The organism is Rhodothermales bacterium, from assembly GCA_013002345.1.
Taxonomy (GTDB): Bacteria; Bacteroidota; Rhodothermia; order Rhodothermales; family JABDKH01; genus JABDKH01.
Genome location: JABDKH010000159.1, coordinates 1 through 12,616 on the forward strand (window position 1 = coordinate 1; position 12,616 = coordinate 12,616).

Sequence of the window (12,616 nt, forward strand, 5' to 3'; positions counted from 1 at the left end):
GGTGAACTGGTCGACCTGTCGACGGTGGCCGGCGTTTCGATCGGTTCTCTAATCCTGGTGGCGAGCGCGGCCGCAGCGGCCGTGTTCGGTCTGATCAGCTTCGTCACGGACATCCGCGCACTCGGGCGATTCCGGCGGGACCTTAGAGAGGTAACGGACCGTCGGGCCCTCGACATCCTGAATGAGGCACAGACCGAACAGCGAGTGTCATCGCACATTCGGCTGGTGTCCTCCGGAGCAATCGACTCACCCGCCGCCTTCGGTTGGTTGCGACCATCCATTGTCGTGCCGGATGAACTACTGTCACAGCCCGGCGAGTTACGTCTCATCCTGCTACACGAGACCGCTCACCTTGCCCGGGGTGATTTCGCCCTGGACACGCTGGCCCGCATTGTCCGGACGCTCTTCGGGTGGCATCCGCTCGTCACTTACCTCTTCCGGACCCATGCATACTGGCGCGAGGCGGCGTGTGATCTCGCCGTCCTGGCGTCGTCGGACGTAGATCGATCTGCATATGCACAACTTCTATTGTCTGTCTCCAGGGTCCGCGGCAGACGCCAGCCCGTACTCGTCGCCTCAATGGCGACCACCGCATCGCAACTAACAAGAAGAATAGAAACCATGACAAGATTGAAGAATCCGACCCTGACCATGCCGATCGTCCGGCGCCTCCTGGTCTTCTCCGTCCTCGCCGGCGTCGTCACGTTCACGGCGTGCAGCGAATCAACCCCGTCCGTAGTGGAAGCCGGCTCCGAGGCTGACACCGCAAAGAAAGAATCGGGACCCGAAGAGGTCTATGACGTGGTCGAAAAGATGCCTCAGATCGTAGGTGGACTTCAGGCTGTTACTCAGTCGATCGTTTATCCCGAAGTGGCAAAGAAGGAAAAGATCGAGGGCCGCGTCATTGTCACGTTCGTCGTTGAAAAGGATGGCGCCGTTTCAAATGCCGAGATTCTACAGAGCGACGTCCTCGGAACGGGGACTTCCGACGATGGCGGCGCAGGCAAGTATCTCGATGCCGAAGCTCTTCGGGCCGTGTCCGAAATTAGGTTCGAGCCCGGTCAGCACCAAGGCAAACCGGTGCGGGTTCAGATGGTATTGCCGATCTCGTTCAAGTTGAACTGACGAGTCTCAACATCTCACTGGTACATGAGGGCGCGCAAAGGGATAGAATGTCGTCATAAACGGACATACCGGCAGCCTCGTCACCCAGGCTGTCAGTCTACCGTCGCAATGCACTCGATCTCGACCCGGGCGCCGAGCGCCAGCCCTGTTCCCGCGACGGCACTCCGGGCAGGATAGGGTGGTTCGAAGAACGTCCTGTATACGGCGTTGACGGCTGGCCATTCGCCAATGTCGACCAGAAACACCGTGCACTTTACGACTCGATCCAGCCCGGAATCATACCGAGCAAGAATGGATGAAATGTTCTTCAACGTCTGCTCGGTCTCCGGCGTCACCCCGCCCGGGATCAGGTCGAACGTCCCCGGCAGATTGCCGATCTGTCCGGAGAGATACAGCGTGTTACCAACGCGCACTGCCTCTGAGAACGGAAGCCCCAGCGCCGTGAATTCGTCCGATGCAAGAAACTCCACGTCGGCGTCCGGCACTCCGGGTTGAGCACAACCCGCGCCTGCAAGAAGAAGAGTGATGACGACAGCAAGTTTGTTCATAGTCATAAACGGATTTGCGTGTTGGACGCGCCGTCACAACCGGACTAACTGACGGGTGGCACTTGCGCCTCGCACAACATTTCGTGCCACCGGCTCAATGAGGTCGACGCCCTCACGAACGTTACGTCACCAATTTGCGGAGACTCATCATCACACCCATGTGTAGACCTTCGTGGAAGTGATTGAAGGCAAGAGCGTCCTCGATGGTCCCAAGCTGAATTCCGGTGGCGGTCGTGTATTCCTGAAAGTTCGCGAACCGGCCGGCTTTATAGTCATCGCGTAGTCGCACAGGCAAGTCGTGTAGCAATGACACGATCGTCGGGAGGTCCGGCGCGTCGGTCCAATCGGCTGGCGAGGTTCCGATCTGAAAAGCTGCCTCCATCTCTGGCGAAACGTACATCTCAAGACCAGCCAACCTGTTGTGCAGCCTCTGCTGTGTCACAACCACGTGCCCCAGATTCCAGAGGATGTTGTTCCGATGACCTTCAGGAATATCAACCAGTTGATCATGGTCCAGACCACGTACGAGCCGTGCCATCAGCGTCCGTTCCTGCAGAAGAAGTATGCTCGGGTCCATTTACGCTACCTCGTCATCGTGTTGTGGAACGTCATCGCCAAGCGGTTTCGCCTCGTTCTCCGCGATCTGAAGGAAAGGAGTCGCGCTGCGATTGAGATTAAGCTCAAAGATATCGGGTCGCGCGTAATGGCCGGCGACGTCCAGTTGCCATCTGGGTCCGACGAGCTGATCCGGCCGAACGTCTGCGTACAGAATAGTCTCTTCCTCCGCCACCGGACCTGCAACGATCTTGCCGTCAGGATCTACGATCAGACTCAGGCCGGGATTGATCCATCCGTCCACGTGTTCGAGGAATTTCTCCTTGAAAGTGAACCTGTCCGGAATGTCGTCCTTGTGGAACGCCTGACAGCATGACACCACAAAGCACCGGCTCTCCTTTGCCGTGTGCCTCATCGTAGAGATCCACGGCTCGCCGCGATCCCATGTGGGTGCAACATGAATCTGTTCACCCATTGCAGCAAGCGCATACCTTGCAAGCGGCATGTAATTCTCCCAGCAAATAAGACCGCCGAGGCGCCCGATTTCGGTCTCATAGACCTTGAGCCCGCTTCCGTCACCGCGTCCCCACACCATCCGTTCAGCAGCGGTCGGAACAAGTTTTCGATGCTTGCCGAGAATTGACCCGTCTGATCCAATGAAGAGCAGCGTGTTGTAGAGTGTCGATTCACTGGCCTCACTGTTGCGCTCATTGACACCGACGGCAACGGAGACTCCTTGGGCCGCGGCCGCCTCACCGATTCGCGCCGTTGTGGGACCCGGTATCGAAACCGAATTAGCGTGCAACTCGGCGTAGACTTCGCGGAGGGGATGCGTATTGACCGGCGGGATAAACCACGACCACACCGGGTAGCCGGGAATGAATGCCTCAGGGAATACGACCAGCCGTGCACCTCCTGCCGCCGCCTCCTCTATCAAGCGACAGACTTTGTCGACGCATGCATCGTGGTCGAGAAAAACGGAACTGGCCTGCACAGCGGCGATCTTGAATGAATCCTGCATCAATGGGGTCACCAATTATGATTGCCTATGGCGAGAAGATAGGCGGAGAAGACCAGGGATGGAGGCGACCTGGTCAGCGGCAGGCCTGTCGAGCGGTCCTGGAGCACCTCAACCGACACCTTGAGATGTTCATCCAAATACGCTTGACAATCCCGGAAAAGGACCTTCTCTTTTACGAAGATCCTCCCGGGATTCAGGATTTTCCCGCTTCAAGTCACGTTCAAATGGGAGGGCGCAGCAGTCAGAGTCTACAAGACATGCTACGCCCACATCGTCACGACTTCTCACATCTCGATCCAGACCATGAGACACTTAATAGCATTTCTGATTCTAATCGTCGCGGCATCACCCGCGAATGCCCAGCAAGAGAGTATTGCGGCCGAGGATTATGCCCACGCCGAGCAGTACCTCTCGTCCAGCACGTTTCCTCTTGTCTACGGAATGTCCGTTCGGCCGAACTGGATGTCGGGAGACCGCTTCTGGTACCGCAATTCCATTCCTGACGGATCAGAGTTTGTAGTTGTCGATCCCGTTGCCGGCACAAGAACGAGAGCATTTGATCACGACCGACTGTCACTTGCGCTTTCGGATGCACTGGAGCCGACGTACTCCGCGACCGAGTTGCCCTTTCGCGACTTCGAATTCTCGGACGACGGAGGGTCGATTACGTTCAGCGTTGGCCGTGAAGGATTCCGTTGCAACCTGGAGTCGTACGCCTGTACTCAAGAGCCCGGCACCGACCAGCAACGCGATCGGAGCGTGATTGAATCACCTGACGGCCAGCGGGGCGCCTTTGTCCGTGATCACAATCTGTGGGTTCGGGATCTGGAGTCGGGAGAAGAAAGGCAGCTTACATCTGATGGCGCAGAAAACTACGGCTACGCGACTAACAACGCGGGCTGGCTCCGTAGTGACACGCCTGTCCTTCTATGGTCGCCGGATTCAAAGAAGATTGCGACGTTCAGGCATGACGGGCGCTTTGTGCGTGAGATGCATCTCACGACCACAAATGTTGGACACCCGACCCTTGACTCCTGGAAGTACCCCCTGCCCGGCGACAGCCTGATCTTCCGGATAGAACGCGTGGTGATTGACGTCGATGCCGAGAATGTCGTGCGCCTGCAGATGCCGCCGGACCCACATCGCTCAACCATCTGTGACCATATTGTGTGTCGCGGTGAAGGATGGGCCGACGTAACGTGGAGCGCCGACTCTGCGGAGCTCGCATTCGTATCCAGCTCCCGCGACCACAAGGAAGCGAAACTGCGCGTGGCAGATCCGGAATCAGGTGACGTTCGAGACGTCATGGAGGAAATCGTAGACACGTTCTACGAGTCCGGTTTCAACAAGGTGAACTGGAATGTCTTGCACAAATCGAACGAGGTGATCTGGTACTCGCAGCGGGATGACTGGGGACACCTCTACCTGCATGACCTCGTCACTGGAGAACTGAGGCGGCAGATCACAGGGGGTCCGTGGAATGTGTTGCAGGTCCTGCACATTGACGAAGACGCCCGCGTCATCTACCTCACCGGGTCCGGACGAGAGGACGGTGATCCGTATTTCCAGTATCTGTACAAGGTGGGAATCGACGGCGGAGGCATGACGCTTCTGACACCGGAGAACGCGAGTCATCAGATTTCGCTTTCGCCATCGGGTGCCTACTTCGTCGACAGCTACTCGACTCCCACGACTCCGCAAACGACGGTGCTGCGCAATACAGATGGTGAGGTCGTCGTATCACTGGAGCAGGCCGACATCAGCAAGCTGGTTGATATGGGCTGGCAGGCTCCGATACCGTTCACGGTAAAGGCTCGGGATGGCCAGACCGACCTATACGGCTTGATGTACACGCCGACCCACCTCGACGAATCAAAGATGTATCCCGTCATCAACTATATCTATCCGGGCCCGCAGACCGGCAGTGTGGGCACAAGAAGCTTCATGCCGTCGCGCGGGGACAAGCAGGCCCTGGCAGAGCTAGGGTTCATCGTTGTCGAACTGGATGCGATGGGTACTCCAATGCGATCCAAGTCATTCCACGCGGCATACTATGGCGATATGGGAGACAACGGTTTACCCGATCAGATCGCCGGCATTAAGGAGCTTGGGAGCCGATATCCGTGGATGGATCTGGAGCGTGTGGGCATTTACGGACACTCCGGCGGAGGCTTCGCGTCGACGGCGGGGATTCTTCGCTATCCGGATTTCTACAAGGTGGCGGTCTCGGGCGCCGGTAATCATGACAACCGGAACTACGAAGATGACTGGGCCGAGAAATGGCAGGGGTTACTGGTCACTGAGGCGGATGGGACGACGAACTATGACAATCAGGCGAACCAGTTGATGGCGGAGAACCTCAAGGGCAAACTACTACTCGCACACGGCACGCTGGATGACAATGTCCCGTACTACAACACGCTGCTGGTAGTAGACGCGTTGATCGCGGCGAACAAGGATTTCGATCTCTTGTTGTTCCCCAATCGGCGACACGGGTTCGGTCGTGAAGGGTACATGATCCGACGACGGTGGGACTACTTCGTCCGCCACCTGATGGGTGCGGAGCCACCAGTCGAGTATGAGATGGGTGCGCGCCGGTAGGCCTACGGGAGTCAGCCGAACGACGATCCGAAAGCTGCGGGTGGAATCCGTGCGGTCCAGTAGCGGGTGCTCCTCCAGCGCCATCCCGGTCCGTGTGCCGGGATCCATCCGTTGTGTGGATTCTCGCCTTCCCCGCCTACTCAGGGGCGTGCGCGAGAATGACGTGAAAGTGGGCGCGAGAATGACTTGGGAGTGCGTAAAATTACTCGCATGAATCGGAGTCCGTCATCCCCGCCCGTGTGCCGGAATCCATCCGTTGTGTGGATTCTCGCCTTCCCCCGCCTACTCAGGGGCGTGCGCGAGAATGACGTGAACGTGGGCGCGAGAATGACTTGGGAGTGAGTAAAATTACTCGCATGAATCGGAGTCCGTCATCCCGGCCCGTGTGCCGGGATCAATCCGTTGTGTGGATTCTATTCTCGTCTGATCGGCAGTCGAATCTGTGACGGATACTGCGCCGAATGATGCACTTCGTTGTGCGCGACCACTCCTTCCACCTCGTCGAAGTTATTTCCGCCCGTATTCAAGTTGCGCTCGAACCGAGGGAAGTTGCTACTCGACACTTCGATGCGAATACGATGTCCGGCTGCGAAGTAGTTGCTAGTCGACATCGGACCCACTTCCACTTCATACACGTTCCCGGGCTCCATGAACACTTCCCGCTCATATCCCTCCCGGTATCGAACCCGCTGGATGGTCTCATCCAGGTTAAACGCCCGACCGTCTGGATACACATCGATGAGCTTCACGGTGAAGTCGGTGTCCCGCGCATCAGATGACACGTACAGCGTGACGCCGATGGTGCCCGTGACCTCAGTCCCTTCCTTGAGCGGCTCAGTCGAGTAGACAAGAATATCCTGTCGGGCTTCCATCTGTCGCTGATCGAAAGAGCCCCCGCGGACGGCGTTTCCCGTGCAGCAAACATTGCCTCCATACGACGGGACGGGAAAAGCGGGATCGTACACAAATGAGTCAGCATCCGTCCCCGGCGCTGGAGCCTCCGTCGTCAGTCTTCCATCCCCGAAAACACTGTTGGCGCCGGCGTCACTCGTTAGATAATAGGTGATGGTCTCGACGTTGTCCGGGGGCCACGTGTTTGACGATTGCCACTCGTTCATGCCCATAGTGAAGTACTGCACCTTCGGTGTCTCTGACAGCATTCCAGAGTCTTCACCGTTTAGCCAGTAGTCGAACCAGCCGTAAATTAGTGTGTCGTAGTCCAGACGAGCGTCGCCCATGCTGCGCTCACCGACTATCGTCTCTTTGGTCGCCCTACGGTAGCCACAATGGAGCGTAGGTGCGATGACCGCGTATTGATTCTCACGCACTTCTGGATCCGTCGCATTGGCCCTGACATGATTGAAGAGAGCCAGGTTCGGTCCCGTCGAAACGTCGTACCACGACATGAACCACATGCTCGGTACTCCGAAAGCCATATCATCGTGATACAATCCCCCTTCGTACCAGGCCGGATCGTTGGGCTTTCGCCGGATCATGTTTTCGTAGGTCCCGATGGGACCATCCACGTTCTTCATGATGTCGGCCACGGGCAAGTGGCGGAGGGCTTTCGACCAGTCTACGCTGGGCATCTCGGGCGCGAGATCAAAATATCTGGAGAGCCGAACCATGTCTTCCCGCGGAGTACCCGGAGGGAACATCGGGCGCTGGGTATTCTGGACCCCATATAGCCACGCCGTGAACAGCATCTGTTGTGCACCGCCCCGGTACCAGTTGCCCTGCTCAAACCAATTGCCGACCCGCCCGACGCCGGCTCCAAATCCCATCGGCACGAGCGCCGCATGAGCGGGATGATCGAGGGCGGCCACGGCCATTTGCCACTCGGCCGTAGAGGAGCACCCGAGTGTTCCGATCTTACCGTTAGACCACGCCTGGTTCGCCATCCACGTGAATGCATCGTATCCGTCAGTTGTGGGCGGCCCGAGGATATCCCATTCTCCTTCAGAGAAGAACTTGCCTCGTTCGTTCTGAACGACATATGCGTAGCCGCGCTTCACGGCGTCGAGTGCCGCACGGAATGTCCTGCCGCTCAACTCACCGTCGCGCCATGAATTGAAGTTGTACGGTGTACGTGAGAAGATTACCGGCACCGGAACATCCGACTTTGGCCGGTAGATGTCCGTCGCGAGCCGGACTCCGTCACGCATCGGGACCATCACCTTTTGCTCGATGATTGCAATCTCCTTCAGCTCCGACAGATCTTCTTCTTGTCCGACCGCGGGAAGCGCGATTATCATCCCGACAATCAACTGTGCGATCACCCGGATAGCGGCTCGTTTCATCGTGCCATTACTTGTTATGTGATGAAGTGCGCTCTGAAGGTAAGTCCGACTCACATGTCGAGCACTCGTTCGATCGGACTACTGTCGATAACCCATCTTTCCGGCAACAACGACAACGTAGGCACCCGACAGAATCGACGGCTCTTTAGTCAGTATTTCCAGACTACCGTGTGCAAGGAGTGGACCCAGGCGACGGTTGATATCAGAGAAGAGCGTGTTCGTCAACATTCCGAGCACCCTCCGCGGCAAAGACGGGCTGGACTCATCTGAAAGGAATTTGTCGAAGATTGCAATACGACCCGCCGATTTCAGCACACGGGTGGCCTCGCGGATGCATGCGCCAGGGTCGGGTACAACGGCCAGCACAAGGTGGAGAATTACGGCATCGAACGATTCGTCCGGGAGATCCAGCACTTCGGCATTCATCACGCGACAATCTGCATCCAGCCCGAGGCGTACGGCCCGCTCCGAGGCCCGCTGTAACATGTTCGGTGACAGATCGATTGCCAGAATGTGCGCGGTTCGGGGAAGCAGGGGGAAGTCAAGTCCGGTGCCGGCTCCGACGATCAGCACATCGGAGTCGGGCTGAAGGTCGAGGAGCTGAATCGAACGCTTCCGACCCGACACGAGGGGGCGCGCAATCAGGTCATAGACCGGCGCATAGAAGTTATATCGGAGGCGATTCCAGGCGTTCGTGTTGACCTTCATCCGGAGGGGACCCCTGTTGCTGGAGGTGACGGGCAGCGCACGAAGTGACCGACGGGCCCGGCGCCGGTCTCAGTCTGCCCCGGTTAGAGTCAATACCTGGCAGGTTCACCCTCGGCCGGCATCGAGTCGCGAATGAACTCCCGGATGTGATCGTTCGAGCTCTTCAGATCCTCCTTTCTCAGATACATCATGTGCCCGCTCCGGTACGCCTTGAATCGAAGTCGGTCGCTAAGACGTCCGCTCGGATCGAGATTCCACATCGTGTATTTTGCCGAGAAGTAGTCAGTCGCGCCGTCATAGTAGCCGGACTGTAGCATGACGTGCAGAAACGGATTCTCCGCGACGGCCTGTCTCAGATTCTCCCCGGTGTCGTCCCTTTCCCTGTTCCACGGATGTACGGGACCGAACAGATAGTATCTCAAGTCTGTATCGAAGCCGAGCACGTCCCTCAGATAGTGATTGATGGCCGGGGCAAACGCGTGATTCCATGATGTGAGTTCCGCCGGATAATCGTATCGATCGCCGGCATTAGAGCGGTCGATGCCGCGGTAGCGTGAGTCCAGTCGGCCGACCGTATATCCCTCGTCCCTGAGAAGCTCTTTCCAGAATGAAGAGGCCCCTACGGCCAGATTGTTGTCGAGAACGAATGTTTCTGAAACACCCGCATAGCGGGCGACGGCAGCCGCGATTGTCCGTTTTTCCTCGTCGTTGATGAAGCCGCCGCGAGAAAGTGCCGGGATGAACTTATCCAATGTGAACGTCTCGACTTCAGGAAGAAGGTCCTCCAGATCGCGACTCTGCAGTTCCGGCGCCAGTCGCTTGTGGTACCACGCGGCAGCAGCGAAATAGGGCAGGTAAAGGGCGCGCCCGACCGGACCGCCGCGGTCGATACCAAGGCCGGTCGGCGAAACCAGAATCACACCGTTCAAATACATCCAGTGTGACCCCTGCAGTTTGCCGGCAAGACCAGAAACGCGCGTAGTCCCGTAACTCTCTCCAATGAGATACTTTGGTGAGGTCCACCTCTTGCGCCTGGAGATAAACGTGTCGATCCAGCCAGCGAGGTAGGCTACGTCTTCGTTGACGCCAAAGAACTGCTCCCGCTCGGCCTCTCCCAGAATGCGTGAAAAACCCGTATTGACCGGGTTCACGTACACGATGTCGGCGACGTCGATGATGGAGTGCGGATTGTCGCGCACGCCGTACGGCTGAACCGGATATCCCTCGTCATCAATGATCAGCTGTTTCGGACTTGTGTAGCCAAGGTGCATCCACAACGAGCCTGAACCGGGACCCCCGTTGAACGAAATGAATAGCGGGCGCCGGGAGCGGTCCGTAATGTCAGACCGTTCGTAGAACGTGTAGAAGAGCGACGCGACGGGTTCGCCATCTTCGCCGTACACCGGCTGCGTACCAACGGTAGCAACGTAGGGCACCTTCTTCCCGTTGACTGTTACCTCGTGGCGCGATGAAATTGTCGTGTCGACCGGCAGTTCGCGTTTCTGGGCAGATGTGACCTGCGTAGCCAGCGATGTCGCAAGCAGGCACGTACAAACGGCGATGCATTTTGGGAGGTTGCTCATTCGGATACACGCATGACGGAAGATGAGGGCACCTGACAGCGCTAACTTACAACGCTGTGGCTCTTCCGTCAGCCCGCCATCGACAAATGCGCGGTCTTCACGTGGCCTGTTTGTGCTCAGAGTTCGCAAGGCAGGGTGCTCGGGCACGTCCGGAAAATCAACCCTCCGGATGACGGAGGTCGGCGCAGCGATCCGAACTAGTGCCGACACCACGGTCCCACATTGCCACGCTTCCTGCGGGAGCTCGCTATGACGGTCGGTTTGGGCCGCCGTGACTGCATCATGACAGCCGGGTGCGAGGCCGGAGGGACTGCGAGATGGCAACCAGGTGCCTGGCGGAGGTCTGCGATATGGCGGTCAGTTCCGAGCCTGAATGAGCAACCATGACGGGTTCAATGCGGGTCGGCGCAGCAATCCGAAGTAGTGCCGACACCACGGTCCCAGATTGCCGCGCTCCTGGCGGGAGCTCGCAATGACGGTCGGTTCGGGCCGCCGTGACGGCATCATGGCAGCCGGGTGCGAGGCAAGAGCTGCGGAATGGTAACCATGTGCCTGGTCGGTGCCTGCTGGATGACTGAGAGATAGCGGGCACTTCCGAGCCGGGCGGCCGCCATGACAGCTAAACGCAGGATATGATTGCACCTGCCGCGACCGTTGGGGGGCAGCAACGACGGTCGAGGATCGGGTCACCAGGGAGAAATCTACTCAGGCGTTCGACTTCTTCACGTGGGCCACGGACTCCTTGATCAGTTTCCGCAGCACAACTGGATCAACGTCGGACAATCTCTTCACGTACAGACACGACTTGCCCGTCTTGTGCTTGCCCAGCTTCTTCATGAGCTCGTCGTAGCGTGAGAAGCCCGACATGATGTAGAGCGTCAGGGATTGCTTCCGCGGGGAGAATCCGACCTGCATCCAGTCGCCCTCGCGGCCGCTGGCATATCGATAGTGGTAGGTCCCGAAACCCACAATGGCTGTTCCCCACATCTTTGGCTCCGCGCCCGTGATCTCACGCATCATGTCCACAAGTGCGAAGCAGTCCTTCCGTTTCTCTACATCGTCAACACTGTTGAGGAAGTCCGTCACACTTGCGTCGTTCAGTTTCGTTTTGAGTTCTGCCATGATGTCTAAGATCCGGATTCGTGAGTGCGCATCTGTAAGGAATAAGAAATCGCGCGCTATGTCAAGAAAGGGCGTACGCTCAATTCGAAACCTGCGCCTCGCTGATCTTTGCGCAGAAGATGATTGATGCGGGAAGATGCGTGTCCGGGTGAAGCGGCTCGCTGATTTCGATCCTGGAGAACCCCGCCGTTTCGAACAACCCGGTCCATCCTTCGATGGTGCGGAAGTACCACGGTGCCGGATCGGTGAAATCGTTACTGAAGCCGGCCCACGATCCTTCGCGCCAACCATCGACGTACGGCCGGTCGCCGCAGGCCGCGACCGGATGGAGAGTCTGGACGATTAAGGTGCCTCCAGCTTTCAGCAGGGACGGTGTCGCGCGGATCAGATCATCGACGACCTGAGCGCCGATGAGGGAAAAGTTGCACACGACGATATCGACTGAGACCACCAGCCGTCCGCGAGCTACGTCTTCGTACGACATCGTGCGGAAGTCGCCAGCACCAGCTTGCCTGGCCGCAGCGATAAGATCCGGCACGACGTCTACACCGATCACTTCGACACCTCTTGCGTCCAGCTCCCGCGCGAGCCAGCCTTCGCCGCAGCCCAGGTCCAGCACCGACTCCGGGTTTCGGTTCATGACAGCATCGACGATAGCTGTGTCGGTAACCAGCTTCCGGCTCTCTATTTCCCGATCCCGAACAGCACGTATCCACGGCGACGCGTTCGTACTCCACGAGTCAATGATCTTGCGGTCTTTGTCTGTATTTCGATCCATCACGTTCGTCGTCGCTATGAAGCTGAAGGCGTTGATTCGCCGCATTCCCGACCTACGCCACCGCCCATCTTCTATCGAGCATCAGGTCCGAAACCGGAGCTTGCCTGGGCGCTCGATGGAGAAGCACCCGCTGGAACGCAGACAAAATGATCCAGCGCGTTCATGGCGTACTTACTCGATCTCGATCTTCTGCGACGAGTACACAAAAAGCACGTCGTTCAATGTCGGATGATTTCGGAAGACCTCCTCTCTTCGGTCTCGGAGTCCATCGAGAT

The 12,616-nt window shown here is 57.8% G+C and carries 10 protein-coding genes; 2 read left to right on the plus strand and 8 right to left on the minus strand.

Features of this window, described 5'->3' with window-relative positions:
• On the plus strand, window positions 1-1,125 hold a 1,125-nt coding region (locus HKN37_08010), incomplete at its 5' end, for a M56 family metallopeptidase (GenBank protein NNE46590.1).
• A 92-nt stretch (window positions 1,126-1,217) separates the two neighbouring features.
• Here HKN37_08010 and HKN37_08015 read toward each other — a convergent pair.
• The 3 genes from HKN37_08015 to HKN37_08025 form a co-directional block, all read right to left on the minus strand.
• The gene (locus tag HKN37_08015) at window positions 1,218-1,673 is read right to left on the minus strand and encodes a RidA family protein (GenBank protein NNE46591.1); all 456 of its coding nucleotides are present in this window, start codon (window positions 1,671-1,673) and stop codon (window positions 1,218-1,220) included.
• 121 nt (window positions 1,674-1,794) lie between these two features.
• Window positions 1,795-2,250, minus strand: coding sequence for a DinB family protein (locus tag HKN37_08020; GenBank protein NNE46592.1), 456 nt, complete (start codon window positions 2,248-2,250; stop codon window positions 1,795-1,797).
• Complete coding sequence (locus HKN37_08025) at window positions 2,251-3,249, minus strand: carbon-nitrogen hydrolase family protein (protein NNE46593.1); 999 nt, start codon at window positions 3,247-3,249, stop codon at window positions 2,251-2,253.
• Between the two features lie 303 nt (window positions 3,250-3,552).
• On the opposite strand from HKN37_08025, the gene HKN37_08030 reads away from it, so the two are divergent.
• The gene (locus HKN37_08030) at window positions 3,553-5,850 is read left to right on the plus strand and encodes a prolyl oligopeptidase family serine peptidase (GenBank protein NNE46594.1); all 2,298 of its coding nucleotides are present in this window, start codon (window positions 3,553-3,555) and stop codon (window positions 5,848-5,850) included.
• Between the two features lie 413 nt (window positions 5,851-6,263).
• Here the strand turns inward: HKN37_08030 and HKN37_08035 are convergent, their stop codons facing one another.
• The 5 genes from HKN37_08035 to HKN37_08055 form a co-directional block, all read right to left on the minus strand.
• Window positions 6,264-8,150 (minus strand): CocE/NonD family hydrolase, encoded by a 1,887-nt coding sequence (locus HKN37_08035; protein NNE46595.1) that lies wholly within the window; start codon window positions 8,148-8,150, stop codon window positions 6,264-6,266.
• Window positions 8,151-8,228: 78 nt separating this feature from the next.
• A complete protein-coding gene (locus HKN37_08040) occupies window positions 8,229-8,858 on the minus strand; it encodes a methyltransferase domain-containing protein (protein NNE46596.1) in 630 nt (209 codons plus the stop codon).
• An 89-nt stretch (window positions 8,859-8,947) separates the two neighbouring features.
• Window positions 8,948-10,441, minus strand: a complete 1,494-nt coding sequence (locus HKN37_08045; GenBank protein ID NNE46597.1) for a carboxypeptidase — start codon at window positions 10,439-10,441, stop codon at window positions 8,948-8,950.
• A gap of 705 nt (window positions 10,442-11,146) precedes the next feature.
• Window positions 11,147-11,563 carry a DUF1801 domain-containing protein gene (locus HKN37_08050; protein ID NNE46598.1) on the minus strand — a complete coding sequence of 139 codons (417 nt, stop codon included), beginning with the start codon at window positions 11,561-11,563 and terminating at the stop codon, window positions 11,147-11,149.
• Between the two features lie 79 nt (window positions 11,564-11,642).
• Window positions 11,643-12,341, minus strand: a complete 699-nt coding sequence (locus HKN37_08055; GenBank protein ID NNE46599.1) for a class I SAM-dependent methyltransferase — start codon at window positions 12,339-12,341, stop codon at window positions 11,643-11,645.
• Window positions 12,342-12,616: the final 275 nt, after the last annotated feature.

What these genes read in the sequence shown, in the direction of transcription:
- HKN37_08040 (NNE46596.1), bottom strand. Translation starts at nt 8,858, where the DNA reads ATGAAGGTCAACACGAACGCCTGGAATCGCCTCCGATATAACTTCTAT.
- HKN37_08055 (NNE46599.1), bottom strand. Translation starts at nt 12,341, where the DNA reads ATGGATCGAAATACAGACAAAGACCGCAAGATCATTGACTCGTGGAGT.
- HKN37_08045 (NNE46597.1), bottom strand. Translation starts at nt 10,441, where the DNA reads ATGAGCAACCTCCCAAAATGCATCGCCGTTTGTACGTGCCTGCTTGCG.
- HKN37_08050 (NNE46598.1), bottom strand. Translation starts at nt 11,563, where the DNA reads ATGGCAGAACTCAAAACGAAACTGAACGACGCAAGTGTGACGGACTTC.
- HKN37_08035 (NNE46595.1), bottom strand. Translation starts at nt 8,150, where the DNA reads ATGAAACGAGCCGCTATCCGGGTGATCGCACAGTTGATTGTCGGGATG.
- HKN37_08020 (NNE46592.1), bottom strand. Translation starts at nt 2,250, where the DNA reads ATGGACCCGAGCATACTTCTTCTGCAGGAACGGACGCTGATGGCACGG.
- HKN37_08025 (NNE46593.1), bottom strand. Translation starts at nt 3,249, where the DNA reads ATGCAGGATTCATTCAAGATCGCCGCTGTGCAGGCCAGTTCCGTTTTT.
- HKN37_08030 (NNE46594.1), top strand. Translation starts at nt 3,553, where the DNA reads ATGAGACACTTAATAGCATTTCTGATTCTAATCGTCGCGGCATCACCC.
- HKN37_08015 (NNE46591.1), bottom strand. Translation starts at nt 1,673, where the DNA reads ATGAACAAACTTGCTGTCGTCATCACTCTTCTTCTTGCAGGCGCGGGT.